This window comes from Alteromonas ponticola, assembly GCF_012911815.1.
GTDB lineage: Bacteria > Pseudomonadota > Gammaproteobacteria > Enterobacterales > Alteromonadaceae > Alteromonas > Alteromonas ponticola.
The window spans coordinates 236,405-262,571 of the sequence record NZ_JAATNW010000005.1 but is presented as its reverse complement, the minus strand read 5'-3'; the positions used below and the strand labels follow the sequence as shown (position 1 = coordinate 262,571).

Here is a 26,167-nt window from a genome sequence, read left to right as displayed (position 1 = left end):
GCGACTGACAATCACATTAGAAATTACAAATAGGGAATTTCATTGCTAAAAAAGGGGGCGGAACGCCCCCTTGGAGTATTATACATAATCTGGTGGATTAGTGCACTTCTCGCCAGTAATCTTTCTTCAATAAGTAAACAAAGATAAACAGCACGATAATAAACACTAACACCCACTTACCTATACTCTCAGATTCAAGACGGGCTGGTTCACCGGTGTACTCAAGAAAATTAACCAGATCCAATACGGCCTGATCATATTCTTCAGGTGATAATTTCCCATCACCTTCAGCACGAATACCCACATAGCGTTCTGTCATCTCGCCATCGATCATCACGCGTTCGTTCGTCTCGCGGGGTGTTCCCTGCAAGGGCTGTAACACATGCGGCATACCCACTTCCGGGAATACCTTATTGTTTACTCCAAACGGACGGCTTTCATCAACGTAAAAACTTCTTAAGTAAGTGTACAGCCAGTCAGCGCCGCGCACGCGGGCAACCAACGTAAGATCCGGTGGCGCAGCACCAAACCAGGTAGAGGCTGATTCTTCGGGCATAGAACCGGTGATGTAGTCCGTCACTTTTTCGCCGGTAAATTGCAGATTAGCTTCACCTAACTCGTCAGGAATACCCAAATCGGAGAAAGTGCGCTGGTAGCGCTGATACTTCATTGAATGACAGCCTAAGCAGTAATTCATGAAGATTTGCGCGCCGCGCTGCAAAGAGGCTTTGTCGGTTAAATCGTAATCAGCTTTGTCCAGTGGAACACTGCTACCTGCTGCCAGTACCAGACCTGGCAGCAACAATGCAAATATGCACATCAATTTTTTCATTTCGGAATCCTCGCTGGTACAGGTTTGGTGTTTTCATTTTTACTGTACAGGAACATGGCAACAAAGAAGCCGAAATACATTACGGTTGCGATCTGAGATGCCACAATTTTCCAGTTTTCCTGCGGCGTTCCGCCTAAGTAGCCCAAAAAGATAAATACAATCGCAAATACGATTAGATTCCACTTATGCAGGCCACAACGATAGCGCCATGATTTCACTCTACCACGGTCGATCCATGGAAGCGCAAATAAGGCTGCGATCGCGCCGAACATAGCGATGACACCAAATAGCTTATCTGGTACCGCTTTAAGAATGGCGTAGAACGGTGTGAAGTACCACACTGGGAAAATGTGCTCAGGCGTCTTCAGCGGATTGGCAATTTCAAAGTTAGGGTGCTCCAGGAATTTACCGCCCATCTCTGGGGCAAAGAACATGATGTAACAAAAGACAAACAGGAATACACAGAACGCCACCAGATCTTTCAACACAATGTGTGGGAAGAAAGGCACGACATCATCAGCGATATCGTACTTGCTGGTATAATACTCGTGTATTTCATACGGTGTTTTTTCAGATTCTGGCAAGCTGCCTTTTTTATGTTTAATGGCGACGCCATCAGGGTTGTTGGAGCCCACTTCGTGCAACGCGACAATATGTAAAAATACCAGAATTACGATGACCAGGGGTAATGCGATAACGTGTAACGCAAAGAAACGGTTTAGCGTAGCACCGGAAATAACATAATCACCCTGAATCCAGATAACCAGATCCGGGCCAATGACGGGGATGGCGCCAAACAGGGATACGATCACCTGAGCTCCCCAATAGGACATTTGTCCCCATGGTAGTACGTAACCCATGAAGGCTTCTGCCATTAACGCAAGGTAAATGAACATACCAAATACCCATAGCAATTCACGGGGTTTTTGATAGGAACCGTAAATCATACCGCGGAACATATGCATGTATACAACGACAAAGAACGCTGACGCCCCCGTACTGTGCATGTAGCGGATAATCCAACCGTAATCAATTTCACGCATAATGAACTCAACTGATGCGAACGCACGTTCAGCTGAAGGCTCAAAATTCATGGTCAACCAGATACCGGTTATGATCTGATTAACTAGTACGATGGTGGCTAAAAAGCCAAACACGTACCAGAAATTCATATTTCTGGGAGCGGGATACTGGATGGCGTGCATATTGGCCACCCGCATCATCGGGATACGCTCTTCAATCCAAGCTAAGAAACCTTGCATTATACCGCCTCCCCTTCTGAACCAATGATGACCGTTTTATCATCAACGAACTGGTATGGCGGTACCACCAGGTTTAATGGGGCGGGAACGTTTTCAAAAACCCTGCCCGCCATGTCAAACTTGGAACCGTGACAGGGACAGAAGAATCCGTTTGGTACACCTTCAACAATTTCTTCGAATGCTCCATCTTTGAGATGTTGTGGAGAACAGCCAAGATGAGTACAAATACCCACGAGGATCAAATATTCCTCTTTCAATGAGCGATAACGATTTTGAGCGAAACCTGGTTGCTGTTCAGCTTCAGAGTTAGGATCTTTAAGTTGACCCTCATGTTTCTCCAGCCCTGCCAGAGTTTCCGGGGTTCTGCGAACAACCCAGACTGGTTTGCTGCGCCACATTACCCGGATCAACTGCCCGGGCTGAATACCACTGATATCAACTTCGACATCGGCGCCGGCTGCCTTCGCCTTTGCACTGGGATTCCACGACGCGATAAAGGGTACCGCTGCGCCAACTACACCCACACCACCAACTACAGAGGTCGCAACCGTTAAAAAGCGACGTCGAGTATTATCTTGCGGCTGATTGTCTTTTGGTGCAGATTGGTTTGCATCTACTGATACATTGCTCATCCACATTTCTCCAGGTTTGGATAATGATGGTAACGGATAAAAATTAATCGTTTTGTTTGTTTTTAGCCGGATACCACAATCGTATTTTTTGAATTTCTATCAACAGTTATCGGTCTTTTGAACGAAATTCACGATTCTTATATTTTTCGACCAGAAATGATAAGGGAAAAGCCCTTAAAAACACAAGGTTTTACTCGAATTAATCACGAATTATTCACCCACCTTGCCTAAATGTGAACAAAAGTGAAATGGATTGTTTGTGGAGGGTGGCATATAGCCAATAAAAAACCCGGCGAGACGCCGGGTTTTGAAGTATGAAATCGTTAAAATTAACGCTTTGAAAATTGAGGACGCTTACGTGCTTTATGAAGACCCACTTTCTTACGTTCAACGCGACGTGCATCACGTGTAACGAAGCCAGCTTTACGTAGCGAAGAACGCAACGCTTCATCGTATTCCATCAGGGCACGAGTAAGGCCGTGACGGATTGCGCCAGCCTGACCATTTGAACCGCCACCTTTTACAGTCACGTACAGGTCAAACTTTTCAGTCATTTCTACTAGTTCTAGCGGTTGACGCACTACCATGCACTCAGTTTCACGACCAAAATACTCATCAAGAGGACGTTGGTTTACTGTGATTTTGCCTGAGCCTGGACGCAGGAACACGCGAGCAGTAGAACTTTTGCGACGGCCAGTGCCGTAATATTGAGTATCTGCCATGTCAATTGCTCCTTAAATGTCCAAAACTTGTGGTTGTTGCGCAGCATGCTTGTGCTCTGTACCTGCATAAACTTTCATTTTGCGGAACATAGCGCGGCCCAGAGGACCTCTTGGCAACATGCCTTTAACTGCTTTTTCAATCACCATCTCTGGTTTATGTGCAATCAGCTTTTCGAAGGTTGTCTCTTTAAGACCACCTGGATAACCACTGTGAGCATAATACATTTTGTCTTTCGACTTGTTACCTGTAATTGCTACTTTCTCAGCATTGATAACAACAATGTAATCACCTGTGTCAACGTGAGGCGTATACTCTGGCTTATGCTTACCACGTAAGCGTCTTGCGATTTCAACAGCCAAACGGCCAAGTGTTTTGTCTGTGGCGTCTACCACGTACCAGTCACGTTGTACCGTTTCTGGCTTTGCAACAAAAGTTTTCATTTAATATCACCCGAAATAATTCGTCGTTACTAGCCTTCAGAACCCCTGAAAGCCTGCGAAAATCAATTTGTTAACCCCTTCGAGTTAATTGATTCTTCCACCTTCCCACAGGTGGGCGTAACTGGGCAGGGCCCGAATTATACAGTATTTGCACAAAAAGCGAACCTTTTTATTCACTTTACTGGGCTTTTCTTCGCCTGTTGCCAAAGATTCTCCAATTCTGTCATCGTCATTCCGGCTAAGTCCTTGTTTTGCGACAATGCAGCCTGTTCAACTTTTTTAAACCGCCCCACGAATTTATTGCTGGCCTTGCGTAACGCACTATCTGCATCGACGTTACAATGGCGGCTTAAATTAACCAGGGCAAAAAAAGCGTCGCCAATCTCTTCTTCCAACGCAACTTGATTAACCTTTTCGGCGCAAAGCTCATCACTGATTTCGGTCACTTCCTCTTTAACCTTGTCCAGCACAGCCTGCGGTTCCTCCCAATCAAAACCCACACTGGCACAGCGTTTTTGAATTTTTTGTGCATACATTAATGCCGGAAGTCCGCGCGGGACGTCATCCAGCAAGCTGGTATCGGATTGCTGCCGGGATGCTTTTTCATCTTGTTTGATTTGCTCCCACTGTGTATTTAGCTCACTTTCAGCAATAGATTTACCTGCAAACACATGGGGATGACGCCGTACCAATTTGGCGCACACGGCTTCAACAATCGAAGTGAACGTGAAGGTGCCTTGCTCTTCAGCGATTTGCGCGTAAAAAACGATCTGAAACAGCAAATCGCCAAGTTCATCACAGATCTCGTCAGGACGTTGCTGTGTGATGGCGTCAGCAACTTCGTAGGCTTCTTCGATTGTATAGCGAGTGAGAGATTGCATGGTTTGCCGTACATCCCACGGACAACCAGTTTCCGGATCACGAAGCTGCGCCATGATATTAAGCAAAGTATTAATTTCACCCGGCTTTTCGTTTGGCATCGACAACCCCGTTTAACTGCCTGAGTTTGGCTATTACTTTAGACAGTGAATTCAGATCCGAAACCTCAACCGAGATGGCAATTACCGCGGTTTGCTTGGCTTTGTCACTGTTGCTGTTCACACTGAGCAAAGACACGTTTTCGTTGGCCAGCACTGTCGTAATGTCTCGTAATATACCTGAACGATCGGAACAAAAAACATCAATCGCGGTTTCAAATCCAGCGCTTTGATGACTCGCCCAGCTGACCTCTATTTCCCGCTCAGGATGCTGACTCAGTAGACGCTGTAATTGTTCACATTCCTCTTTGTGCACACTGACCCCGCGGCCTTGAGTAATATAGCCAACAATCGGTTCACCGGGCACGGGTTTACAGCAGTTGGCAAGTTGGCTGAGCAGATGCCCGACCCCTTCTACTACGACAGCGTCCTGCTTACCTTTGGCAGTGGTTTTTCTCGGCCTGACCAGCGTTGAAAGATCTGGTTCGGGCTCAGCCGAAGACTTTCCGGGCGCCCGTGACTGTAATTGAGCGAGGTAGTTGACCACCTGCATCACCCTGACATCGCCTGCACCGATGGCGGCGTATAAATCTTCCACTTGGTTGAGGTTAAATTTTCCACAGGCTTTGGTCGCGGCTTTCAGAGCGATATCAGCACGCTCAAGCTCGCGCTCCAATAGCTCTTTACCTGCAGCCAGGTTTTTATCACGGTCCTGCTTTTTGAAAAATGAATGGATGGTTGCGCGAGCTCGGGAAGAGTGCACATAGCCTAATCCCGGATGCATCCAGTCACGACTTGGATTGGGTTCACGTCCGGTGCTCACTTCAACCTGATCACCGTTTTGCAGCTGATAAGTAAAGGGTACGATCCGGCCATTAACCTTGGCGCCAATGCAAGAATGGCCGACATTACTGTGAATATAGTACGCAAAATCAAGTGGCGTCGCCCCTTGCGGCAAATCGATAACGTCCCCTTTAGGCGTAAAAACATAGACTCTATCATCGAATACCTGACTGCGCAGTTCTTCAACTAAATCGCCTGATTCCGCCACTTCTTCTTGCCACAACAGTATTTTCCGTAACCAGTTAATGCGTTCGTCATAGCTGGATTGTTTACCACTGGCTCCTTCCTTGTATTTCCAGTGAGCGGCAATCCCCAGCTCAGCGTCCTGATGCATTTGTTGGGTGCGAATTTGAATCTCTACCGGTTTGCCCTGGGGCCCTAGAATAACCGTATGTATGGATTGGTAGCCGTTAGTTTTCGGGGTCGCGATGTAGTCATCAAACTCATTCGGAATATGCTTAAAGTGAGCATGTACTGTGCCTAGAGAGGCGTAACAGTCCTGCAACCTGTCGGCGATAATCCGTAATGCGCGGATGTCAAACAATTGCTCAAAGGTCAGCCCCTTCTTCTGCATCTTCTTCCAGATACTGAAAATGTGCTTGGGCCTACCATAGACCTCAGCGCGAATGTGTTCTTCATCCAACATTCCCTGCAATGAACTCACCAGATCATCAATATATTGAGCACGCTCTTTACGTTTGCCATCCAGTTGTTTGGCGATTTGTTTATACGTATCAGGATGCAAATAGCGAAATGCGAGATCTTCCAACTCCCATTTCAACTGGCCGATACCCAGTCGATTCGCCAGCGGCGCGTAAATGGTCGCGCATTCCCGGGCAACCAGCACCCGTGTTTCTTCGTCGGCTTCTTTTACTTTTTGCAGTGCAATTATACGCTCAGCCATTTTAATGACGACGGCGCGTACATCCTCAACCATCGAAAGCATCATACGACGAATACTGTCGACCTGACTTTCACTGGGTTGCGCACCTGATTGAGCACCGCGCCTGCCGTGTAAAACCTTGATTGCATCCATGCGTTTCACACCATTAATCAAACGCGCAATTTCCTCGCCGAATTGCGCCTTAATGTCTTCATTCGTCAGTTCATTCTGCTGACAATAAGGGAGAACCAGCGCAGCCTGCAAAGTGGCGTCATCCATATTGAGTTGATGCAGGATTTCTACCATCTCCTGACCCACCAGAAGCTTCTCTGGATTATCGGCAACATGCTTTAACTTGCGTTTGGTTTCCTCGCCTAAATATAAACTCTCCAGCCACTGCTCAAAGGGCGGACGCTCAGCTTCATGGACTTTGCGTGTAGATACCATGCGTTTGCCTTATTCGCTTTTTGATAAAGAAAACAATGCCATCAACTCCAGATGCCGGGTGTATGGAAACATTTCAAGTAAACTGACCTTTTCCATGCGATACCCTTGTGCTAGCAGCAACGCGGCATCGCGCGCAAAGGTGGTGGGATTGCAAGAAACGTACAATATCTTATTAACCTGCGCCAACCCGACCGCTCTGCATACCTCCAACGCCCCTTCGCGCGAAGGGTCTAACACCACAGCATCCAGTGGATTATGTAATAATTCATTAAGCAGTGACGTGGACGTGAGATCGCCGTGTTGCCACTGAATATTGTTAATGCTCTGTTCTAGCGCACTGACTGCGCCACGCTGCACCATTTCGGCCACGCCCTCAACTGCCAGCACACGTTTAACCTGTTGCGCCAGCGGCAGGGTAAAGTTACCCAGACCACAGAAGAGGTCTGCGACGATGGCCGATTTGGTTAAGTTGAGCCATGCCAGCGCTTGCGCAATCATTTGACGGTTTACCGCATTGTTCACCTGCACAAAATCATTCGCAGCGGGCATCAGGTAGCTACTTTCATTAAGTCGACAGATTAAGGCTTCGTGTTCAACCAGCAGCTCCACAGCCCCGCCTGAATACTCAAGCGCCATATTGACATGATGCGCTTGCGCGAAAGCGGTTAACTGCTGGATTAGTTCTTTAGATGCGGGTCGAATTAATTTGATTTGCACCAGCTGGATATTCTCACCAGCCAGTAGGGTGACATGCCCAATATTGCTCCGCGAAGTCTGTTTACTGAGTAACTCAGCGAGTGGTCGAATTAATTTACTCAACGACGCTTCCAGCACCGGACAATGGTCGATTTCGATTATCTTGTTGCTGGATTGCTGCCTAAAGCCGAGTTTAAATTTATCAGGGTTTCTGGCATCGATGGCTAATCGGGTTTTGCGTCGATAAGCAGGTTTATCTCCGGTCAGTGCAGCTTGCCATGGTATGTCAGTAATTTTTAAATGTTTACGCCAGTAATCTTCGATCGCTTGCTGCCGCCAGGTAAGTGCCGCAGAAGGCTCGACATGCTGTAACTGGCATCCCCCGCATTGTTCATAAACAGGACAAAAGGGCTGTGTGCGTGCTGTCACCGCATGCTCCACTTTTTTCACTGTCGCCTGAAGATGACTTTTGTGGGTTCGTGTGACTCGGGCCTCACACGTTTCACCCGGCAGCCCTCCATCAACAAAGGCAACCGGCTGATGGCTTCTGCACACGCCCTGCCCATAAACGTCCATTGCGTCAATGTGAAAAGTTTTAGCCTGAGGTGCGGCTTTAGAGTTTGTTTGTTTAGGAGAGTAGAACTTAACCATGGGACGCGACTCTAGTCAGACGATAAAATAACAGTTGCAACGGCATAATTGGCCTCATCGGAAATAGAAAGGTGAACGTGTGTGACACCTTTAGCCCGACTGATTTGAAGCGCTTCGCCAGAAAAAGTAAGCTCAGGCCCCCCAAGTGAATTATTACTCACCATCATTTGGTGCCAACCCACGCCTCTACCAATACCAGTACCCAGAGCTTTAACCGCAGCCTCTTTGGCAGCGAACCGTTTGGCCAGAAATCGTTCCGGCTGGGTATGTTGATTAAATATCGCCATTTCTGGATCAGTCAATACCCGTTGCGCCAGCTTCTGGGTGCGCTTGGCGCTTCCCGCCACACGGGCAATTTCTATAATGTCAGTGCCTAAACCCAGGATTGCCATACAGTTCAGCCCGGTCTATTGGTGTGACGGGCTTCAAGCATCAATGTGCGCATATCTTTAACCGCTTTATCCAACCCATCAAAGGCGGCTCTGGCGATAATGGCATGACCAATATTCAGCTCAATCAGTTGAGGAATAGCAGCGATGGGTTTAACATTATGATAGTGTAGCCCGTGCCCGGCATTCACTTTCAAACCCGCCTGATGCGCATAGGCAATGCCATGTTTGAGTTTTTCCAGCTCCTGATGTTGCTCCTGTTCGCAGGTTGCCTCCGCATACTGACCCGTATGAATCTCCACGTAAGGTGCTTTACACCGCACTGCCGCATCAATTTGCTCTGCCTTTGCATCAATAAACAACGATACCTGAATGCCGGCATCGGCCAGACGCTGACACGCGTCCTTCACGTTCTGCTCATTAGCAACCACGTCCAGCCCACCTTCGGTGGTCAGTTCCTGACGTTTTTCAGGAACTAAACAACAAAATGCCGGCTTAACTTTTTCGGCGATGCATAGCATTTCTTCGGTGACGGCCATCTCCAGATTCATTCTGGTATTCAAAGTCTGCGCCAGCAGGAATACATCGCGGTCAGTGATGTGTCTGCGGTCTTCGCGCAGATGTACCGTTATCCCATCTGCACCAGCGCGCTCAGCAATGTCTGCCGCATGCACTGGATCAGGGTAATGAGTACCCCGCGCATTTCTTAACGTGGCAATATGGTCAATATTTACACCTAGATAAAGTTCATTCATAAATACAAAATTGAGACTGGATAATGGCAAAAGTTTATCAGAAGTTTGGCATTAGCCCTAATGCGAATGCCAAACAAATAGAAGGATGTAAGCCATGAGCTTAATTCCCAAAAGCTAACCCGTTGAGAATAAATTCAACCTGTTACGAAATAAAAAGCTCTCTACTTTTCAGCGGCTTATTGCCCAGCAATGGTCGCAGCGCTATACGGTTAAGGTATTTTGCAACACGCAGCGCTTCAGCGCTCCACTGCCGCTCTGCAATGGCTAGCAGGTGACGGCCCGATAATCCACGGGGATGTTGAGGCGGTGCAAGTGTTAGCCCTTGTTCGGGATAAAACAGGTAAGAATCAATGGGTGTGATGGCGTCAGCCGTATCAAATGTGGCGCTTAAATCTGCCAGCAATCCCATCTCTGCTAATAAGTCGAATTCAAACTCGCGTAATACTATTTGTGCGTCCGACGATGCACCATGACTCAGGTTGGTCAACGCTTTAACCGCGCGCTGATAAGCCTCATACAACTCACTTACGGGTAAATCAGGCTGCAATACGCGATTAATCAGTTCGTTCAGATACATGGCACAAAATAAGTTAAAGCCGGCTAACCCATAGGCATTTGATGCGCCTTCAATTTGCGTTAGATTTTTCAGTTCGCTTTTGCCTGATACTTGGATTCGCAGAGGCTGGAACGGTTGCAGCAGGCTTTTACGATCGTTTCGGGTATTGCGAACGCCCTTAGCCACCGCGGATAGTTTGCCCGACTCCAGGGTAAAAAAATCTACCAGATAGCTGGTTTCCCGATAGGGGCGTCGATGTAAAACACAGGCACTAAGCCACGAGGATGCTGGCATGATTGCTCATAATGGTTAGCTTCGTTTTACCCGTACGACTTTCATTAATTCAAACTCCACACCCGCCACTTCTTCAACCTGGCGATAATAGGTTAAATTCACACTGGCCCCCTTCAAACTGGTATAAGCCTGTTTCCGCTTAAATACAAATGGCACATCGTATCCTTCCAACATCAACGTATGTCGGAACCAGTCGCCTTCTTCGCGTTGAACATGAGAGGCGACTTTTACCTGTTGTAACTGATTCAATTCTCGATGTTTGGCGAGTAATTTCTCAGCAGGATCACGCATACGGAGTCACTTGCTCCGCTAACAGCTGCACTGTTTCCTGATTGCGAAAAACGTTTATATCCAGTTGATATACCAACTCTACCTGCTTTACATCAGGGTCTGGCCACAGCTGAGGGTCAATGTTAAAGGCAATCCCATCCACCTCTTTGCCTGATTGCAGACGCACGGTAAATTTAAGGTGTTTCTGTCCCACAATCCGTTGCGCGACTAAGGTAAAAACGCCGTCAAATCGCGGCGCTTCGAATCCTTGTCCGAATGGACCGGCTTTGTTGAGTTCATGCGCGAAAAATAAATCAAATTCGCTATCACTTAGTTCACCGTCAGATAAAATGCTGTCCTGTCGGGGTAACGCGTCCAGATACGGACGGGAAATGGTTTTAAAGGCATCGGTAAACGCTGACAGGTTTTGTAATGGCAGGCTTAAACCCGCGGCCATAGCGTGACCGCCGAATTTTGTGATCAAGTCGGGGTAGCGTGAGCTGATTTCTTCTAACACATCACGTATGTGAAAACCCGTTACCGAGCGCGCTGACCCTTTTAAGGTTATGTCATCCTGCATCGCAAATGCGATAGTAGGAACACCAAATTGTTCTTTAATACGCCCGGCTACGATCCCGATTACGCCTTGATGGAAATCAGACTGATAAATAACCAGTGCATCGTGATTGACCGGTTTATCAACGTTAAGTGAGGCGACAATTTTCTCAGCATCCAAACGCATGGACTGCTCAATTTCTTTGCGCTCCTGATTCAATTCGTCCAACCGTGCCGCGGCAGTACGTGCTGACAAAACATCATCGCAAAGCAGGCATTCAATGCCCAGTGCCATGTCATCTAATCGCCCTGCCGCATTTAAGCGTGGTGCAACCACAAAGCCTAAGTCTGAAGCACTTAAAATACGTAGTTGACGGTTGGCTACTTCAACCAGTGCTTTTATACCGGCACGACAACGGCCACTGCGGATGCGCTGCAATCCCTGGTGCACCAGCACGCGGTTATTTGCATCCAGCGTGACTACATCCGCCACGGTGCCAACAGCAACAATATCAAGTAGTTCGGCCAGATTGGGCGGCGTAATCCCGTTATCGGTAAACCAGCCTTCCTGAGTCAGTCTGGCGCGTTGCGCCAGCATTAAATAAAAGGCCACCCCGACACCGGCCAGGGACTTGGAAGGAAACGTACAGTCGGGCTGATTCGGATTCACTATCGCTGATGCAGCGGGCAGCGTCGCCCCGGGAAGATGGTGGTCAGTGATAACGACCTTGATGTCTAACTGGTTAGCTTTTTTAACCCCTGCATGACAAGCGATACCGCTATCGACGGTTAGGATCACCTGCGCACCTTGCTGTGCTGCCAGCTCAACCAATGGTTCGCTTAAGCCGTAGCCAAAATCGAAACGATTTGGCACCAGGTAATTAATGTTTTTCAGGCCCATAGCGCGCAGGGCCAACATGCAAACCGCCGTGCTGGTAGCGCCATCGGCATCAAAATCGCCGACCACGGTGAGTTGCTTTTGCCCGGTAAACGCCTCTGTGAGCACAGCAGTGGCGTCATCAATTCCTTTCAATAAATCAAAATGGGCCAATGCTTTAAGACCCACTTCAAGTTCATCCGTTGATGCAATATTGCGGTTACGGTACACCCGGTCAATCACGGGGTGTAAAGACGGGCTCAGTGGCTCAATATCACTTTGGCGGCGAACAACAGACAAACTCATAGTTTTTAGCTTTTACTTGTTACTTGTTACTTGTTACTTTTTACTCGTTACTTTTCAGTACGAAAGCGGTTAACTACCTTGCTTCAGTGCTTGAACCAGCATGTCAGCAGGCTGATAGCCCGGTAACATCATACCCGAAGGTAAAATAATAGCTGGCGTTCCTGTTACCCCCAGTTTTTGCCCTAATGCAAAGTGTTCGGCAACACCGCTTGCACAATTTTTGGTTTCAATGCGATCGCCTGATTTGGCATCGGTCATTGCTTTTTGAGGATTTTTAGCACACCAGACCGATTCCAACTCTTGATGGTTTTGAGTGTTCAATCCGGCACGGGGAAAGGCTAAATAGCGGACAGTTATGCCTTTATCATTATACTGACCCATTTCGTTGTGCAATTTCCTACAGTAGCCACACGAAGTATCCGTAAATACGTGCACCACATACTTTTCATTTTTGGCTTTAAACTCAATCACTGAATCTTCGAGTTTCTTGACGGCATTTAAACGTACCTGTGACATTGCCACTTCTGTTTCATTACGCATACCTTCGTCAAGATTAAAAATTCGCCCCTGAAAAAGATATTTTGCATCATCGCTAACGTAAAAAAGCCCTTGTGCGGTAGTTACCTGAAACAAGCCTTCAACTGGGGCATCGGCGATTGCTTCTACTTGTAGCCCAATTTTCGCCACCTTCTGTTTGACTGCATTAAAGTTGTCTTCTTGTGAAAATGAAGCATGGCTGACTAATGTTAGCAATGCCGCTACTAAGCTAATAACCGTTTTCAATCACTTTCTCCTAAGGACAGACACGTCCACTATTCAGATATCAATTTGCGTACAGCCAAATCATAACACAGTAACCATTTGCACTAAATCCTGATTAGCCTCTGGGGTGGTGTTGCAGAATCAAATTTTGCAAGCGCTCTTTCGCCACATGGGTGTAAATTTGAGTGGTCGATAAATCACTATGACCTAATAGCATTTGCACCACCCGCAAATCCGCACCGTGATTAAGCAAATGTGTGGCGAATGCGTGTCGTAACGTATGCGGAGAGAGGCTGGCTTTAATATCCGTTTTTGCCGCATAAAATTTTACTCTGTGCCAAAATGTCTGCCGTGTCATCTGGCCGCCGCGACGACTGACAAATAACAAATCTGTGGCATGTTTAACCAGTTCCGGCCGCGCTGTCTTGCAATAGGTTTCCAGCCAATCAATCGCGTCTTCCCCAAGGGGTACCAGGCGTTCCTTGTTACCTTTACCTGTTACGCGAATAACACCTTGCTGCAGGCTCACCTGGGCCAACCTCAATCCAATTAATTCACTCACCCGCAGTCCAGTGGCATAAAGGACTTCAAGCATACAGCGGTCACGACATTCAATAGGTTCTTCAGTGTCTGGCGCAGCAAGTAGCGCTTCCACCTCCTGCTCGCTCAGGGTTTTAGGCAATGAATGAGGTAATCTGGGCCCCCGGGTTTTTGCCAACGGGTTGTCTGCACGTTTGTGTACGGCAACTAAATAGACAAAAAATGCACGCATTGCGCTTAAGCTTCGTTGCCGACTTCTTGCTGATATGCCCTGCTGCTCCCTAACCTGTAAAAATCCCTGAATATGCTGCTGATTAAGAATGCTGATATTGTTGATTCCCTGCTGCTGACAGTACAGAGCAAGTTGGGTCAGGTCAGTGCGGTAGCTTTGCTGGGTATGATCGCTGAGACCCTTTTCAAGCCACAACATATCGATAAATGCTGTGATCTCAGCGTCGTTGTCTGGCGAAAGCAAAGGCGCCTCCTGCCCGGTATCAGAACCCACGTTTTTGCTTAATCAGTTCGTAAGCTTGCTGGATATCCTGAGTTTTCTGTTTAGCAATATCTAACGCCTGCTGCGGTAACCCCTTAGAAACCAGTTTATCCGGATGATGCTCTGCCATTCGTTTACGGTACGCCCGTTTAACAGTTTTTTCGTCATCGCTGGCAGCGACACCTAATATTTTGTAGGCATCGTCTATCGACTGTTGCTCAGTATATTGGCGCTGATGATGCTGTCGTTGTTCGCCCCGATGCCGGAATCTGACCTCAGCTTCAAACATGGAGACCAGATAATCCAGATCGTTGCGCTTAAACCCCAGCGGCTTGGCCACCTTTTCCAATACTCTGTATTCCTGCGGTGACATATTGCCATCAGAGAACGCCGACTGAATCAGAATTTCCAGAAACACCTGCAGAATATCCCGTCTGCCATGACAATTCTCATATAAACTCTTTAAGGTATCGGTGATAGGGTAATCGGCGGACTTACCCTCTCGAAATGCCTGCTGTGCTTCTTGTCTGGCTTCGCCGGTGAGTTGCATTTCATCCATCAACGCGGTGGCAACTTTAATTTCGTGCTCGGTGACTTTGCCATCGGCTTTCGCCAGGTGACCTAACGAGGCAAATAAGCTATGAAAAAAAATCGCCTGTTGCTTGAGTGAGTTCTGATCGGTAAAAAAACGTCCAAAACCACCCAACTGACTAAAGTCCTGGCTGTAGGCACGATCGAAAAAATGTCCGATAATAAGACCAAGGATCGCACCGGGAAGCTTTAAAAACATAAACCCGAACACGAGTCCCAGGATTTTTCCCCAAAATGGCATTCAACTACGCTCCTGACTTCTTCACTATTTCAATTTGCTGTTATAAGGTTCAACGGTACGATAAGCAAGTCACATTCTCTCCCAACTCACAATACAGGGCAATATTCGACGAATAACTAAGTTTTTTCGCATTTACCGGTAAATTTACGCAAAGATGGTTGGTAATTGATAAAGAAGTGCTTAGAATTGGCGGGTAATATCGTTTAATCAATAAAAATAATGTAACTTGGTAATCAGGTTACGGCGCAAAAGCAGGCCACTCACCTTTACATGAATATTCTTCGACCCATCATTGTGTTCGCTTTATTTTTTGAGGCGTCCGTTTTTGCGCAGCAAAGCAGCTCGTCAGACGGAAGTAGTGATCAGTTTGCACTTTGCCCCGTCTCGGCATTTCCCTCTACTGACCTTGACGTGCAACCTAAAGGGCACGTCAAGGTTGAATCAGACAATGCGCAAATCGTTAGTAAACAGCTCGCTGAATTTACCGGCAACGTCAGTATTTATTCAGATCGTGCGGCTATCCATGCCGAAAAGGCCACGGTGAGTAAAAACGGTAAGATGTTGGAAGCGACAGGCAATGTCACTTATCAGGATGCTGATTTAAATGTCACCAGCGACGCAATATCGATTGATTCTATAAAACAGTCGTTGAGTATCGATAACAGTCAATATCGGCTAAACGGACAGCCTGGCCATGGCGCGGCTGACAAAATTGAATTGAACCGAGCCAGAGGCCTCATCCTTTCAGATGTTAGCTTTACTACTTGCCCACTTGAAAGCCCCGACTGGCACATCGAAGCGTCTGAAATCAGCATAGAGAAAGGCACCGCCTGGGGACAGGCTAAGAGTACCCGTTTTTACGTTGGCGACGTTCCTGTGCTTTATTTACCCTACTTTGCCTTTCCCGTCAGTGACCAACGCCAGACGGGGCTGTTGTTCCCCGAGATCAGCAGCTCCTCGCGAACGGGGTTTGATTATGAGCAGCCGTTCTACTGGAATATCGCGCCCAACTACGATTTGACCACATCACCACGTTTTATGACCCGCAGAGGTGTGCAATTAAAAAATGAGTTTCGTTACCTCACTGAACAAAGTTACGGTGAGTTCAATGTAGAGTACCTGGCAGACGATAGAGAGCTGGATAACCGAGCTGATCGATGGTTTTATCGTTATTTTCATCAAGGCGAGCTAACCGAAAACTGGGTTGTAAATGCGGACATTAATGGGGTAAGCGACGACAACTATATCATTGATCTTGATTCAGATTTTTACAGTCGGGCGGACACGCACCTGTATCGCACCGCCAGCCTTGATTATTTCTCAGATAATTTAAGCATGGATTTCAGGGTGCTGGACTTTGTCACGCTGGGGCAGAGCGAAGACAGCTACCGCGCAATGCCCGAATTTCGTATGAATTACATGAAGGATTTGGGCAGTCTTTTCGAATTTTCACTCAACTCTGAATTAGCCTATTTTGATAATACTGCGCAGGAAATGCCCGAAGCAATGCGGTGGCATGTGGCGCCAACACTGACCCTGCCATTTCGACAGGTGTGGGGTGAATTGAGTGCTGAAGCGTCGGTTCTGAACACGTATTATCAGCAGAAAAATGTAGAGAATACGGGCTTGGAAGAAGAGGTGAATCGTACGCTGGGTCAATTCAGAATGTTCGGTGCACTGTATTTTGAGCGTCAGCAACAGTGGTTTGAGCAAAGCAGAACCATGACACTTGAGCCAAAAATGCAGTACCTTTATACCTCGTACGAAGATCAGACCATGATCGGTCGCTATGACACCGCGCCACTCCTGATTGATGTGGACGGCTTGTTCAGAGGGCAGGAATTTACCGGCCTGGATAGAATTAGTGATAACAATCAATTTACCTTAGGGTTAACCTCAAGGATACTTGATGAAGCTGACCGGGAACAATTTGTTATTAGTGTGGGTCAGATATTCTACCTTGAAGAAAATAAAGTGTTGGCTGCCGTAAAAGATCAGAACCGCTCAGCACTGGCAGCGGAGTTAGACTGGCAGTTAGGTTCGCGTTGGTTTATGCACGCTGATGTCCAAATTGCTACACAAACAGATATGGTTGAGCGCAGCAGCACCAGTATAGAGTATCGCCGCGATGACAAAAGCGTGTTACAGCTAACCCATCGCTATATTCGCCAACTTTCTGGGGAGCAGATTGACCAGGTTGGCGTGCTTGCGAGCTGGCCAATTACCGATACCCTGCACTGGGTTGGCCGAACTTACCGTGACTTGTCTTTAAACCGAAGTGTTGAAACCTTTTTCGGGATTCAGTATGAGTCATGTTGTTGGGCGGTGAGGCTGGTTGGACAGCGTCATTTAAGTAACCGTGTGGGCGCAGAGGGTGTTAGATCAACCAGCGAATTTGATTCAGGTATTTCCCTGCAATTTATTTTTAAAGGTATGGGTTCTGCGAAGTCGTCTAGAAGCATGCTTGAGGAAGGCATGTTTGGCTATCGCCAGCCATATAGTTTAAATTAGTTTTTACGTAGCTTCCGCACAGGTTAGGACGCTGTAAAGTTAACCAATAAAAAGAGAGATTATGAAGTTCATCAATAAAATACTCTTAGCGGGTGTATTTTTTATCAACGCGGCATTCGCGCAAGAGACCCCCCTGGATAAGGTTGCCGTAATCGTTGATAAAGGCGTGATATTGGAAAGTGAAATTGTTGCTTTGGTGGAAGAAGTCAAAAGAAATGCAGAAGCTAATGATCAATCTCTCCCCTCCGATATGGCGCTGCGTACCCAGGCTATCGAGCGATTAATAATGAAAAGTCTGCAAATGCAAATGGCTGAGCGTATGGGTATCCAGATCAGTGATCCGCAATTAGAGCAGACCATCCAAAATATTGCTAAGAACCAAAATTCGACTGTGGCTGATTTGCGCGACCAGCTAAATAAAGAAGGTATCAGTTATGACAGTTACCGTGAAAATGTTCGCGAAGAATTGATTATGGGCGAAGTGCGCCGCGGTAATGTGCGCCGTAGAGTTTATATCACTGCTCAGGAAATTGAATCGTTAACCAACCTGATCGATCAACAAGGTGCTGAGCAGGCTGAGTACCAACTGGGTCATATTTTGATTGGTTTCCCTTCCCAGCCCAGTGAAGAGGACGTTGCATCGGCACGGGATCGAGCCGACAAGGTACTGGAATTACTTAATAACGGTTCCGACTTTGCTAAAATTGCCATTGCTTCGTCGTCAGGCTCCAATGCACTCGAAGGCGGTAACATGGGATGGATGAACATTAATGCCATGCCAACGTTATTTGCTGAAGCGGTGCAGGGAAAAGCGAAAGACGATTTAATTGGACCGATTCGCAGTGGCGCCGGCTTCCATATTCTTAAAATTTTAGATACCCGTGGAATCGAGACTGTTACGGTTGAAGAAGTTAACGCGCGCCACATTCTGATCAAACCCTCTATCATTTTAAGTGAAGATAAAGCGAAAAAGATGTTGCTCGATTTCAAACAGCAAATTGAAGCTGAAGAAGCTAGTTTTGCGGACTTAGCGAAAGAGCATTCAGAGGATCCGGGCTCTGCACTGAAAAGTGGCAACCTGGGATGGGCAGACCCTAACATTTATGTTCCTGCGTTTAGAGAAGCACTGGCCTCGCTGCAACCGAACGAGCTAAGTGAGCCCATCCGCTCTGTGCATGGTTGGCACTTGATTGAATTACTTGAACGTCGCGTTGACGATGCCACCGAGAAACGTAAAGAAGATAAAGCCTATCAGCTGCTGTTTAATCGTAAATTTCAAGAGGAAACTGAAGCCTGGTTAAGAGAGATGCGTGATCAAGCGTACATCGAAGTAGTTGAGTAGGGCGACAGCGATTTATGAAAACGTTGAGAATTGCGGTCACACCTGGTGAACCCGCTGGGATTGGCCCCGATCTTATTGTTGCACTTGCACAACAAGTCTGGTCCGCTCAACTGGTGATCTTTGCCAACGCCCAAATGATTGCCGAGCGAGCCAGACAGCTTAATTTACCCCTGACAATTATCCCGTTCGATTCTGATGACCATCAGCCAGCGCCAGTCGGCGCATTGATTGTGCAGGATGTGCCATTGGACGGCACGGTTATACCCGGAACGTTGAATTCAGAGCATGGGCATTATGTCGTCGAAACCTTGCGGCTTGCGTGTGAAGCCAATATGCAGGGCCATTTTGATGCGGTGGTAACTGGTCCGGTGCATAAAGGCATTATCAACCAATCTGGTATTTCGTTCAGTGGCCATACCGAATTTTTCGCCCATCGTTCTAATACCGCAGATGTGGTGATGATGCTGGCAACTGAAGGGCTAAACGTAGCACTGGCGACAACCCATATCCCGCTTGCTTATGTATCTAAAGCAATTACGCAGGAACGCTTACACAATGTCATTCGAATCATTGACCATGACTTTAAAACCAAGTTTGGCGTTGCCCAGCCACATTTGTTTGTCTGCGGTCTGAATCCGCATGCCGGGGAAGACGGCCACCTTGGCCGCGAAGAAATCGAAACCATTACCCCTGCCCTCGACGCGCTGCGCGAGCAGGGAATGAACATCACCGGCCCATTGCCCGCGGATACCATTTTCCAGCCTAAGTATCTGGCACAGGCAGACGTAGTGCTGGCGATGTACCACGATCAGGGCTTGCCGGTGCTAAAATTCAAAGGATTTGGAGCATCAGTCAATATTACGCTAGGCTTACCTTTTATCCGCACCTCTGTGGATCACGGTACCGCGCTGGATTTGGCCGGAAGCGGAATGGCTGACACTGGCAGCCTGCGCCAGGCACTTAATAAAGCAATTGAACTAGCTAATCAAAAAAATGAATAAAACACACTTAGGACACACCGCCCGCAAACGATTTGGTCAGAACTTTCTTAACGATGAATACGTGATTGGCCAGATTGTCTCGGCAATCGCCCCTAAAAACGGTGAAAATTTAGTTGAGATAGGGCCCGGATTGGGCGCACTGACCGAGCCTGTATGTGAAGAAGTTTCAGCGTTAACCGTAGTGGAGCTTGATCGTGACCTGGCTAAACGCCTACGTCATCACCCTTTTCATGCTGATAAATTAAACATTGTTGAGCAAGATGCACTGACGCTCGACTTCGAAGCGTTGTTGGCAAGCTTGCCCGACTCGGTATCGCCTCTGCGGGTATTCGGAAACCTTCCATACAATATTTCCACGCCATTAATGTTTCATTTATTTGATTTTGCCCATTGCATTGCTGATATGCATTTCATGTTACAAAAGGAAGTGGTCAATCGGTTAGCCGCTGGACCCGGCTCTAAAAGTTACGGCCGACTGTCGGTGATGGCGCAATATTATTGTCAGGTCATGCCTGTTTTAGAAGTTCCGCCCCATGCTTTTGTGCCTCCGCCGAAAGTGGACTCTGCTATCGTCAGGCTTATACCTCATAAAACACCGCCCATTTCCGTTAATTCGGTGAATATTCTTGAGCGAATTTGTGCGCAGGCTTTTAATCAAAGAAGAAAAACCATTCGTAATAGCTTGAAAGATTCAGTTACCGAAGACGAAATCGTCTCGTTAGGGCTTGACCCAACAGCTAGAGCTGAAACGCTTTCGTTACACGATTTTGGCCAGTTGGCTAATTTAGTCTATCAAAAGGAGGTGTAATGGACGATGTCTCTGACCCTGTGATCGTCGTTAAGGTTCACGCACGCTATTTATCTGATCACCCGGCATCTCAAGACCAGAAATTCGCGTTTGCGTATCATGTTGTCATTTCAAACTTAAGCAATGAGCCGGTAAAGCTATTAAACCGCTACTGGCTCATCTGTGATGCCGATGGCAAGTCGATGGAAGTAGAAGGTGCCGGCGTAGTGGGGAAACAACCCACCATCCAACCCAGCGAGCAATTCGAATACACCAGCGGCGCAATCATTGATTGTCCGGTAGGTAGTATGCAGGGTTACTACGAGATGCAACGAAAGGACAAAACCACTTTTCGAGTACCCATCGAAGTATTTAGTCTTGCGGTACCGCATGTGCTTAATTAAACGTTACTGATTAGAGTAATACATTTAAACGCCTAGCAGGTTAAAAGTACAAGTAGAATGGCGAGACAAAGCTTAATTGTAGGTGACATTCAGGGATGTTTACCCGGCCTGAGAAAGCTGCTTATGGCAGCCGATTTTAAACCTGACCAGGATCGCTTATATGCGGTCGGCGACCTAATCGGCAGGGGGCCTGATTCACTTGGCACGGCAGAGTATTTGATGAGTCTGGGTGACAATTTTCAAGCTGTGCTGGGCAATCATGATCTCAACTTCCTCGCGGTTTCTCAAGGGCTTAAACGCGCCAGAAATAGCGATAAATTAGGTCCGTTACTGAAAAGCCCCAAACTGCCCGATATCATAAATTGGTTCAGACAATTGCCGTTGGCGCATAAATTGGACAACGATATAGTTTTGGTGCACGCCGGACTTTATCCGGCTTGGTCTGTGGAACAACTGCTCGCCTATAGCAACGAAATAAATGAGATTTTGTCTAGCAAACAATGGCAATCGCTGCTAAAAAATATGTACGGTTCAGAACCGCGTAGATGGTCGTCTGATCTGACTGGTATTGAAAGACAGCGTTTTATCATCAATGCCTGTACACGAATGAGATACATTATGACCGGCAATCAACTGGACTTTGAGAACAGTTGCCACCCCAATGACGCGACAGAGGATTTGATTCCCTGGTTTAAAGTTAGTAATCCAGCACTGAGTACAGAAAAAATCGTGTTTGGCCACTGGGCAGCGCTGCACGGTGAGACGTCTTCAACGCAGTTTGTCGGGCTGGATACAGGGTATATCTGGGGTCAGAAGATGACTGCGTTGCGCGTAGAAACATCCGAGTATATTACCGTTGATGCCGATAAAGTATAGATATCAATTAATAATGACACAAAGGTATCAATAGAGATAACTTATTTTATTCTGACAGGGGTAAAGTATGCGCTTGATTTGTCGATAAATTGAGTGGGAGTTCTCAAGTTCCATACCTAAACGGCAAAACAAAGCTTCATAAGTAGTGAAGTTTTCGTATTTTTTTGTCAAAATTGTCATTCGTTAAAGAAGCCAGTTGGTGTTACGTCATAAGCACTAACCAAAAAACAGGCCACAGAGGGGTTTAGATGAAAGTTACTGTTGCAATGCGAATAATCGGTGGTTTTATTACCATGTGTTTGCTGTTAGTCGTTATCAGCATATCTTCATTGTACAACCTCAACACGGTCGGTTCGGCCACGGAAGAAGTCAATACCCTTGCCATTCCCACACTAGATGGCAGTAACTCGTTGAAAGCCAGTTTTTTAAATATGGGGCGTATTACCTTTGAAGCCTACATTGAAGAAAGTCTGGAAAATCTTGAGGAAAAGTATCAAGCCTATAGTCAGGGCAAAGAAGAATTCGAACAGGAATATGCGCAGTTGGCCACCGCGGTTGCAAATGACGACGCACTTAAATCCACACTAACGAATGTAAAAGCGTCTTACGATAACTATGTGAGTAACGTTGAGACAATGTATGACAATCGTCGTGCATACATGACATTGCGCAATAGCATTGCGGACAGAATGGGTGATGCTGAAGACGGTGCAGATGATGCTGCTACCTATATTCTTGATTTCAGCGATTTAGATTCAGTACGAAACAGTGAAAACCTGTCAGCGGCAGCTGAGATAGGTAGTACCCTCGAGACCTCCTTACTGTCATTGTTAACGGCCACCTCTGAATACATTAAAACCGATACATTGATCCGAGCGCAAACACTCGGTAACGAAGTCGACCTTGTGGTCGATAATGTTAAAGAACGCCTAAGCACCATGAACGCAGCGGCAAATGGTGAAGAAGCAGATGGCTCACTGGCCGAGATCAACGACCTGGTCAATAATGCGCTTGATGCCGTAACCGGTTCAAACGGGGTTCTGCAACTACACGTAGAGCGCCTCGAAAACAGAAACGCGTCAGAAGTCGCGTTAACAAAGTCTGATGAGAATATTCAACAGGCAATTGTTGAGCTGGCAAAATTGTTGTCGTTAGCCGAAGAAAAAGCTAACGAGCTTGAAGAACGCGTGAATTCAGAGGTAGCACGAGGCAATATCTTTATTATTGTCGTTGTGCTGATTGCTCTGGCGATTGGCGCTGCAATTGGCTACTTCACGGTTATCGCTATCACACGCCCACTGAATCGTGTAAATGAGTTGCTCAATATTGCTTCTTCTGGTGACCTTACTAAAACACTGGACATCAAGTCGAAGGATGAGTTTGGTCAGTTGGCTCGCAATATCAATAAGTTGATAAGCAACCTAAAAGAGTTGATCGCTGGCATCAATTTGCGGGCTGAACAATTAGCGGCAGCGTCTGAGCAAACCTCGGCAGTTACCGCGCAGACTACACACTCGATACAAGATCAAAAATCACAAATTGCACAGGTTGCTACCGCTACCACAGAAATGCATTCAACCTCACAACTGGTTATGCACAATGCGGAAGACACCTTGAATCAGATCCGTCACGCCGATGCGGAAGCTGAGAATGTGCGTAAGATTTCTATCGAAAACCGCAATACCATCGAAATTTTAGCTAAAGATGTAGAGGAAGCTGCCAACGTCATCAACAAACTGCATCAGGACAGTGCCAGCATTGGTGGTATTCTGGATGTTATCAGGGGCGTTGCTGACCAAACCAATCTACTGGCACTAAATGCTGCCATTGAAGCTGCGCGAGCGGGTGAACAAGGCCGTGGTTTTGCGGTGGTTGCCGATGAAGTCAGAACGTTGGCCAGTCGCACGCAAGAGTCAACCCAGGAAATCAACTCGATGATTGAAGTGCTGCAGGCCGGCGCAGAAAAAGCGGTTGCGGTAATGAATCAGGGTAAAGAGCAAACGGCCGTGTGCGTTGAGCAAACTGAACGCGCAACTAAGGCGTTGGATGTTATTTCAGATGCGGTTCATAAGGCCCATGATGTCAGCTCTCAAATTGAACAATCGGCCCGAGAACAGAATACGGTGTCACAGGAAATCAGTGAGAAGTTGGAAACGATTGTCGGTATTGCTGAGGAAACCACTGCAGGTGCCCAGCAGACCTCTGACTCAAGTCATGAAGTCGCCCGTCTTGCTGAAGAGCTGCAACAATCAATTCGTCAGTTTAAAGTCTAAACTTCAGACAAGCGGAAATTCACACCAGTCCCTACAAAAAAATCCCGCCTTGGCGGGATTTTTTATTTTATACCTTGTGGATTATTGTCCTGTTTCAAACAAAGCACGGTGCAAGACTCTCACAATTTCTGAACTGTCACTTTCGTTAACCAGAAACGACATATTATGCGGGTTAGCGCCAAAACAGATCATGCGAAGGTTAAACTCAGCAACCGCCGTGAATATTTGACTCGACACGCCTTTAGCCGAATGCATATGGTTTCCCACCACCGTCACTAAATCGAAGCCGTCTTCCACCTTCACCTCACACAACGTTTCCAGTTCCGCGATGGTTTCTTTGTTAAGACGATGGGCAACTGAATTTGCTGGATTATCCAATGTGAATGACACTGCAATTTCAGACGTAGTCACTAAGTCTACGCTTAACCGGTGTTTTGCGATAATCGCAAAAACCTGTTGCAAAAAGCCTTGTGCATACATCATCTTGGGGGTTTTCACGGTAACCATTACCTGCTCCTTACGGCGAGTAATCGCCCTGAATGCAGGTTCTTCCTTACAGTCTTTAACTAACCAGGTACCGCCTTTTTCCGGTTCTTTACTTGAGCCGACAAACACGCGGACATTTTTGCGCAGGGCAGGCTCCATGGTAGCAGGATGCAGTACCTTGGCACCGAATGTTGCCATCTCTGCGGCTTCTTCGAAACTGAGTTCAGGCAATGGCTTAGCAGCTGCAGTGATGCGCGGATCTGTGGTGTAAACCCCATTCACATCAGTCCATATTTCACATACTTCTGCACCCAATCCTTCAGCCAATAATGCGGCGGTGAAATCAGAGCCGCCACGCCCCAGAGTGGTGGTTCTACCTTGTTCATCTGAGCCAATGAACCCCTGCGTCACTACGATAGCCTCGTTTAACTCGGGTCTGATATAGGCCTCTGCATATTCTGCAATCTTATCAATATCTGGTGCTGCCTCACCAAATTCACTGTCGGTGCGTAATACCTTTCTGACATCAAAATTAATTGCGCGCTCATTCTGTTCTAATAACACTTCGGTAAATAACAGCGAAGACATGCGTTCACCAAGAGACAGCAACTGATCTTTCAAGTCATCACGTTTAAGAATTTCTTCGTGAAATGCCAGCATACGCAGTTCACTCAATAAATCGTCCAGTTTAGGTTGCACTGCCATTGCGTTTGCCAACTTTTCTACAATCGTCAGCTCAATTTTGGTTACCGCTGCGCAGGTTTCTTCAATTTGCTGCTGAGTCAATGGCGTGTGGGCAAGTCGCACCAGGTGGTTGGTCACCCCCGCTGCAGCGCTGACCACGACAATTCTGGTTGCGGCATTGTTTTTAACGATGCGTGCACAATTTTGCATTGCATCATAATTGGCAACACTGGTTCCACCAAATTTCGCTATGGTTAATGCGTTAGACACCACTTTCTCCTATTTTTCACCGGGCTTATTTGCGCCTGACATATCAATGGTAATTGTATCGCCTTCTTTTACGCCTTGCTGCTGAAACCATCCCTGATTCATCTCCAGCGAAAACGCCACCACTTTAGACGACATTGTGGTATTTAAATCATGTGGCTGCATGGCTTTAATATCTGTGATCACCCCATCACTGTCGATAAAGGCCACATCAAGTGGAATATACGTGTTTTTCATCCACATACCTACACGACGCTCGGGTGTAAAGTGAAACAGCATGCCACAATCATTGCACAATGACTTCCTGAACATCAGCCCCTGAGCACGTTGCTCTGGTGATTGTGCTAACTCTACTTCATAACTGTCACCGCCAATGATCACGGTAGCGGCGTCAAACTCAACGTTTTCAGCGCTGACCTGGGCGATACCCACAGCTAACATTGCTGTCAGGACAATAGCTGAAAATAATCGCTTTTTCATTGTATCGTTTCTCATCCAATCTCGTTGTTTTTATTGCTAAC

At 47.0% G+C, this 26,167-nt stretch carries 25 protein-coding genes; 7 read left to right on the top strand and 18 right to left on the bottom strand.

The features are described 5' to 3' along the window. Positions 1–97: 97 nt before the first annotated feature. The 16 genes from HCJ96_RS10450 to djlA all read right to left on the bottom strand — a co-directional run bounded on the left by HCJ96_RS10450 (position 98) and on the right by djlA (position 15,015). Positions 98–832 carry a cytochrome c1 gene (locus HCJ96_RS10450; protein ID WP_169210998.1) on the bottom strand — a complete coding sequence of 245 codons (735 nt, stop codon included), beginning with the start codon at positions 830–832 and terminating at the stop codon, positions 98–100. Beyond that, positions 829–2,094: a cytochrome b gene (locus HCJ96_RS10445; protein ID WP_169210997.1), complete on the bottom strand. Its 1,266-nt coding sequence runs from the start codon at positions 2,092–2,094 to the stop codon at positions 829–831. The genes HCJ96_RS10450 and HCJ96_RS10445 overlap by 4 nt, the downstream gene beginning before the upstream one ends. Then, positions 2,094–2,726: a ubiquinol-cytochrome c reductase iron-sulfur subunit gene (gene petA / locus HCJ96_RS10440; protein ID WP_169210996.1), complete on the bottom strand. Its 633-nt coding sequence runs from the start codon at positions 2,724–2,726 to the stop codon at positions 2,094–2,096. Before petA ends, HCJ96_RS10445 begins: the two co-directional genes overlap by 1 nt. Before the next feature lie 329 nt (positions 2,727–3,055). Continuing rightward, a complete protein-coding gene (gene rpsI / locus HCJ96_RS10435) occupies positions 3,056–3,448 on the bottom strand; it encodes a 30S ribosomal protein S9 (RefSeq protein ID WP_169210995.1) in 393 nt (130 codons plus the stop codon). A gap of 12 nt (positions 3,449–3,460) precedes the next feature. Further along, complete coding sequence (gene rplM / locus HCJ96_RS10430; RefSeq protein ID WP_169210994.1) at positions 3,461–3,889, bottom strand: 50S ribosomal protein L13; 429 nt, start codon at positions 3,887–3,889, stop codon at positions 3,461–3,463. 173 nt (positions 3,890–4,062) lie between these two features. Further along, positions 4,063–4,869: a nucleoside triphosphate pyrophosphohydrolase gene (mazG, locus tag HCJ96_RS10425; protein ID WP_169210993.1), complete on the bottom strand. Its 807-nt coding sequence runs from the start codon at positions 4,867–4,869 to the stop codon at positions 4,063–4,065. Beyond that, on the bottom strand, positions 4,847–7,039 hold the full coding sequence (gene relA, locus HCJ96_RS10420) for a GTP diphosphokinase (protein WP_169210992.1): 2,193 nt from the start codon (positions 7,037–7,039) through the stop codon (positions 4,847–4,849). The genes mazG and relA overlap by 23 nt, the downstream gene beginning before the upstream one ends. Before the next feature lie 9 nt (positions 7,040–7,048). After that, positions 7,049–8,386, bottom strand: coding sequence for a 23S rRNA (uracil(1939)-C(5))-methyltransferase RlmD (rlmD, locus tag HCJ96_RS10415; RefSeq protein ID WP_169210991.1), 1,338 nt, complete (start codon positions 8,384–8,386; stop codon positions 7,049–7,051). Positions 8,387–8,397: 11 nt separating this feature from the next. Beyond that, the gene (gene acpS / locus HCJ96_RS10410; protein WP_169210990.1) at positions 8,398–8,778 is read right to left on the bottom strand and encodes a holo-ACP synthase; all 381 of its coding nucleotides are present in this window, start codon (positions 8,776–8,778) and stop codon (positions 8,398–8,400) included. A 5-nt stretch (positions 8,779–8,783) separates the two neighbouring features. Next, positions 8,784–9,530, bottom strand: coding sequence for a pyridoxine 5'-phosphate synthase (gene pdxJ / locus HCJ96_RS10405; RefSeq protein WP_169210989.1), 747 nt, complete (start codon positions 9,528–9,530; stop codon positions 8,784–8,786). 142 nt (positions 9,531–9,672) lie between these two features. Continuing rightward, on the bottom strand, positions 9,673–10,380 hold the full coding sequence (recO, locus tag HCJ96_RS10400; RefSeq protein WP_169210988.1) for a DNA repair protein RecO: 708 nt from the start codon (positions 10,378–10,380) through the stop codon (positions 9,673–9,675). A gap of 15 nt (positions 10,381–10,395) precedes the next feature. Continuing rightward, the gene (locus HCJ96_RS10395; RefSeq protein ID WP_169210987.1) at positions 10,396–10,671 is read right to left on the bottom strand and encodes a hypothetical protein; all 276 of its coding nucleotides are present in this window, start codon (positions 10,669–10,671) and stop codon (positions 10,396–10,398) included. Next, the gene (gene recJ / locus HCJ96_RS10390; RefSeq protein ID WP_169210986.1) at positions 10,664–12,388 is read right to left on the bottom strand and encodes a single-stranded-DNA-specific exonuclease RecJ; all 1,725 of its coding nucleotides are present in this window, start codon (positions 12,386–12,388) and stop codon (positions 10,664–10,666) included. Before recJ ends, HCJ96_RS10395 begins: the two co-directional genes overlap by 8 nt. A 69-nt stretch (positions 12,389–12,457) precedes the next feature. Next, positions 12,458–13,171, bottom strand: a complete 714-nt coding sequence (dsbC, locus tag HCJ96_RS10385; RefSeq protein WP_169210985.1) for a bifunctional protein-disulfide isomerase/oxidoreductase DsbC — start codon at positions 13,169–13,171, stop codon at positions 12,458–12,460. Positions 13,172–13,265: 94 nt separating this feature from the next. Beyond that, positions 13,266–14,195, bottom strand: a complete 930-nt coding sequence (xerD, locus tag HCJ96_RS10380) for a site-specific tyrosine recombinase XerD (RefSeq protein WP_425483739.1) — start codon at positions 14,193–14,195, stop codon at positions 13,266–13,268. After that, positions 14,185–15,015: a co-chaperone DjlA gene (djlA, locus tag HCJ96_RS10375; RefSeq protein ID WP_169210984.1), complete on the bottom strand. Its 831-nt coding sequence runs from the start codon at positions 15,013–15,015 to the stop codon at positions 14,185–14,187. The genes xerD and djlA overlap by 11 nt, the downstream gene beginning before the upstream one ends. Before the next feature lie 270 nt (positions 15,016–15,285). Between djlA and lptD the strand changes: the two genes are divergently transcribed. The 7 genes from lptD to HCJ96_RS10340 all read left to right on the top strand — a co-directional run bounded on the left by lptD (position 15,286) and on the right by HCJ96_RS10340 (position 24,209). Next, positions 15,286–17,526: an LPS assembly protein LptD gene (gene lptD / locus HCJ96_RS10370; RefSeq protein ID WP_169210983.1), complete on the top strand. Its 2,241-nt coding sequence runs from the start codon at positions 15,286–15,288 to the stop codon at positions 17,524–17,526. Positions 17,527–17,587: 61 nt separating this feature from the next. Beyond that, positions 17,588–18,868 carry a peptidylprolyl isomerase SurA gene (gene surA / locus HCJ96_RS10365; protein WP_169210982.1) on the top strand — a complete coding sequence of 427 codons (1,281 nt, stop codon included), beginning with the start codon at positions 17,588–17,590 and terminating at the stop codon, positions 18,866–18,868. Positions 18,869–18,882: 14 nt separating this feature from the next. Next, entirely contained in the window at positions 18,883–19,869 is a 987-nt protein-coding gene (gene pdxA, locus HCJ96_RS10360) for a 4-hydroxythreonine-4-phosphate dehydrogenase PdxA (RefSeq protein WP_169210981.1), read from the top strand. Next, positions 19,862–20,677 (top strand): 16S rRNA (adenine(1518)-N(6)/adenine(1519)-N(6))-dimethyltransferase RsmA, encoded by an 816-nt coding sequence (rsmA, locus tag HCJ96_RS10355; RefSeq protein WP_169210980.1) that lies wholly within the window; start codon positions 19,862–19,864, stop codon positions 20,675–20,677. Before pdxA ends, rsmA begins: the two co-directional genes overlap by 8 nt. Further along, positions 20,677–21,060: a Co2+/Mg2+ efflux protein ApaG gene (gene apaG, locus HCJ96_RS10350; RefSeq protein ID WP_169210979.1), complete on the top strand. Its 384-nt coding sequence runs from the start codon at positions 20,677–20,679 to the stop codon at positions 21,058–21,060. The genes rsmA and apaG overlap by 1 nt, the downstream gene beginning before the upstream one ends. Before the next feature lie 57 nt (positions 21,061–21,117). Further along, on the top strand, positions 21,118–21,936 hold the full coding sequence (locus tag HCJ96_RS10345; RefSeq protein ID WP_169210978.1) for a symmetrical bis(5'-nucleosyl)-tetraphosphatase: 819 nt from the start codon (positions 21,118–21,120) through the stop codon (positions 21,934–21,936). 248 nt (positions 21,937–22,184) lie between these two features. Continuing rightward, positions 22,185–24,209, top strand: coding sequence for a methyl-accepting chemotaxis protein (locus HCJ96_RS10340; RefSeq protein WP_169210977.1), 2,025 nt, complete (start codon positions 22,185–22,187; stop codon positions 24,207–24,209). Positions 24,210–24,290: 81 nt separating this feature from the next. On the opposite strand, the gene lysC is transcribed toward HCJ96_RS10340, so the two are convergent. Both lysC and HCJ96_RS10330 read right to left on the bottom strand, forming a co-directional pair. Continuing rightward, positions 24,291–25,649: a lysine-sensitive aspartokinase 3 gene (gene lysC / locus HCJ96_RS10335; protein ID WP_343034703.1), complete on the bottom strand. Its 1,359-nt coding sequence runs from the start codon at positions 25,647–25,649 to the stop codon at positions 24,291–24,293. 9 nt (positions 25,650–25,658) lie between these two features. After that, positions 25,659–26,126 carry a DUF192 domain-containing protein gene (locus HCJ96_RS10330; RefSeq protein ID WP_169210975.1) on the bottom strand — a complete coding sequence of 156 codons (468 nt, stop codon included), beginning with the start codon at positions 26,124–26,126 and terminating at the stop codon, positions 25,659–25,661. Positions 26,127–26,167 lie beyond the last annotated feature (41 nt).

Coding starts and splice junctions, on each gene's coding strand:
- HCJ96_RS10450 (WP_169210998.1), bottom strand. CDS start 832: ATGAAAAAATTGATGTGCATATTTGCATTGTTGCTGCCAGGTCTGGTA.
- HCJ96_RS10445 (WP_169210997.1), bottom strand. CDS start 2,094: ATGCAAGGTTTCTTAGCTTGGATTGAAGAGCGTATCCCGATGATGCGG.
- petA (WP_169210996.1), bottom strand. CDS start 2,726: ATGAGCAATGTATCAGTAGATGCAAACCAATCTGCACCAAAAGACAAT.
- rpsI (WP_169210995.1), bottom strand. CDS start 3,448: ATGGCAGATACTCAATATTACGGCACTGGCCGTCGCAAAAGTTCTACT.
- rplM (WP_169210994.1), bottom strand. CDS start 3,889: ATGAAAACTTTTGTTGCAAAGCCAGAAACGGTACAACGTGACTGGTAC.
- mazG (WP_169210993.1), bottom strand. CDS start 4,869: ATGCCAAACGAAAAGCCGGGTGAAATTAATACTTTGCTTAATATCATG.
- relA (WP_169210992.1), bottom strand. CDS start 7,039: ATGGTATCTACACGCAAAGTCCATGAAGCTGAGCGTCCGCCCTTTGAG.
- rlmD (WP_169210991.1), bottom strand. CDS start 8,386: ATGGTTAAGTTCTACTCTCCTAAACAAACAAACTCTAAAGCCGCACCT.
- acpS (WP_169210990.1), bottom strand. CDS start 8,778: ATGGCAATCCTGGGTTTAGGCACTGACATTATAGAAATTGCCCGTGTG.
- pdxJ (WP_169210989.1), bottom strand. CDS start 9,530: ATGAATGAACTTTATCTAGGTGTAAATATTGACCATATTGCCACGTTA.
- recO (WP_169210988.1), bottom strand. CDS start 10,380: ATGCCAGCATCCTCGTGGCTTAGTGCCTGTGTTTTACATCGACGCCCC.
- HCJ96_RS10395 (WP_169210987.1), bottom strand. CDS start 10,671: ATGCGTGATCCTGCTGAGAAATTACTCGCCAAACATCGAGAATTGAAT.
- recJ (WP_169210986.1), bottom strand. CDS start 12,388: ATGAGTTTGTCTGTTGTTCGCCGCCAAAGTGATATTGAGCCACTGAGC.
- djlA (WP_169210984.1), bottom strand. CDS start 15,015: ATGCCATTTTGGGGAAAAATCCTGGGACTCGTGTTCGGGTTTATGTTT.
- lptD (WP_169210983.1), top strand. CDS start 15,286: ATGAATATTCTTCGACCCATCATTGTGTTCGCTTTATTTTTTGAGGCG.
- surA (WP_169210982.1), top strand. CDS start 17,588: ATGAAGTTCATCAATAAAATACTCTTAGCGGGTGTATTTTTTATCAAC.
- pdxA (WP_169210981.1), top strand. CDS start 18,883: ATGAAAACGTTGAGAATTGCGGTCACACCTGGTGAACCCGCTGGGATT.
- rsmA (WP_169210980.1), top strand. CDS start 19,862: ATGAATAAAACACACTTAGGACACACCGCCCGCAAACGATTTGGTCAG.
- apaG (WP_169210979.1), top strand. CDS start 20,677: ATGGACGATGTCTCTGACCCTGTGATCGTCGTTAAGGTTCACGCACGC.
- HCJ96_RS10345 (WP_169210978.1), top strand. CDS start 21,118: ATGGCGAGACAAAGCTTAATTGTAGGTGACATTCAGGGATGTTTACCC.
- HCJ96_RS10340 (WP_169210977.1), top strand. CDS start 22,185: ATGAAAGTTACTGTTGCAATGCGAATAATCGGTGGTTTTATTACCATG.
- HCJ96_RS10330 (WP_169210975.1), bottom strand. CDS start 26,126: ATGAAAAAGCGATTATTTTCAGCTATTGTCCTGACAGCAATGTTAGCT.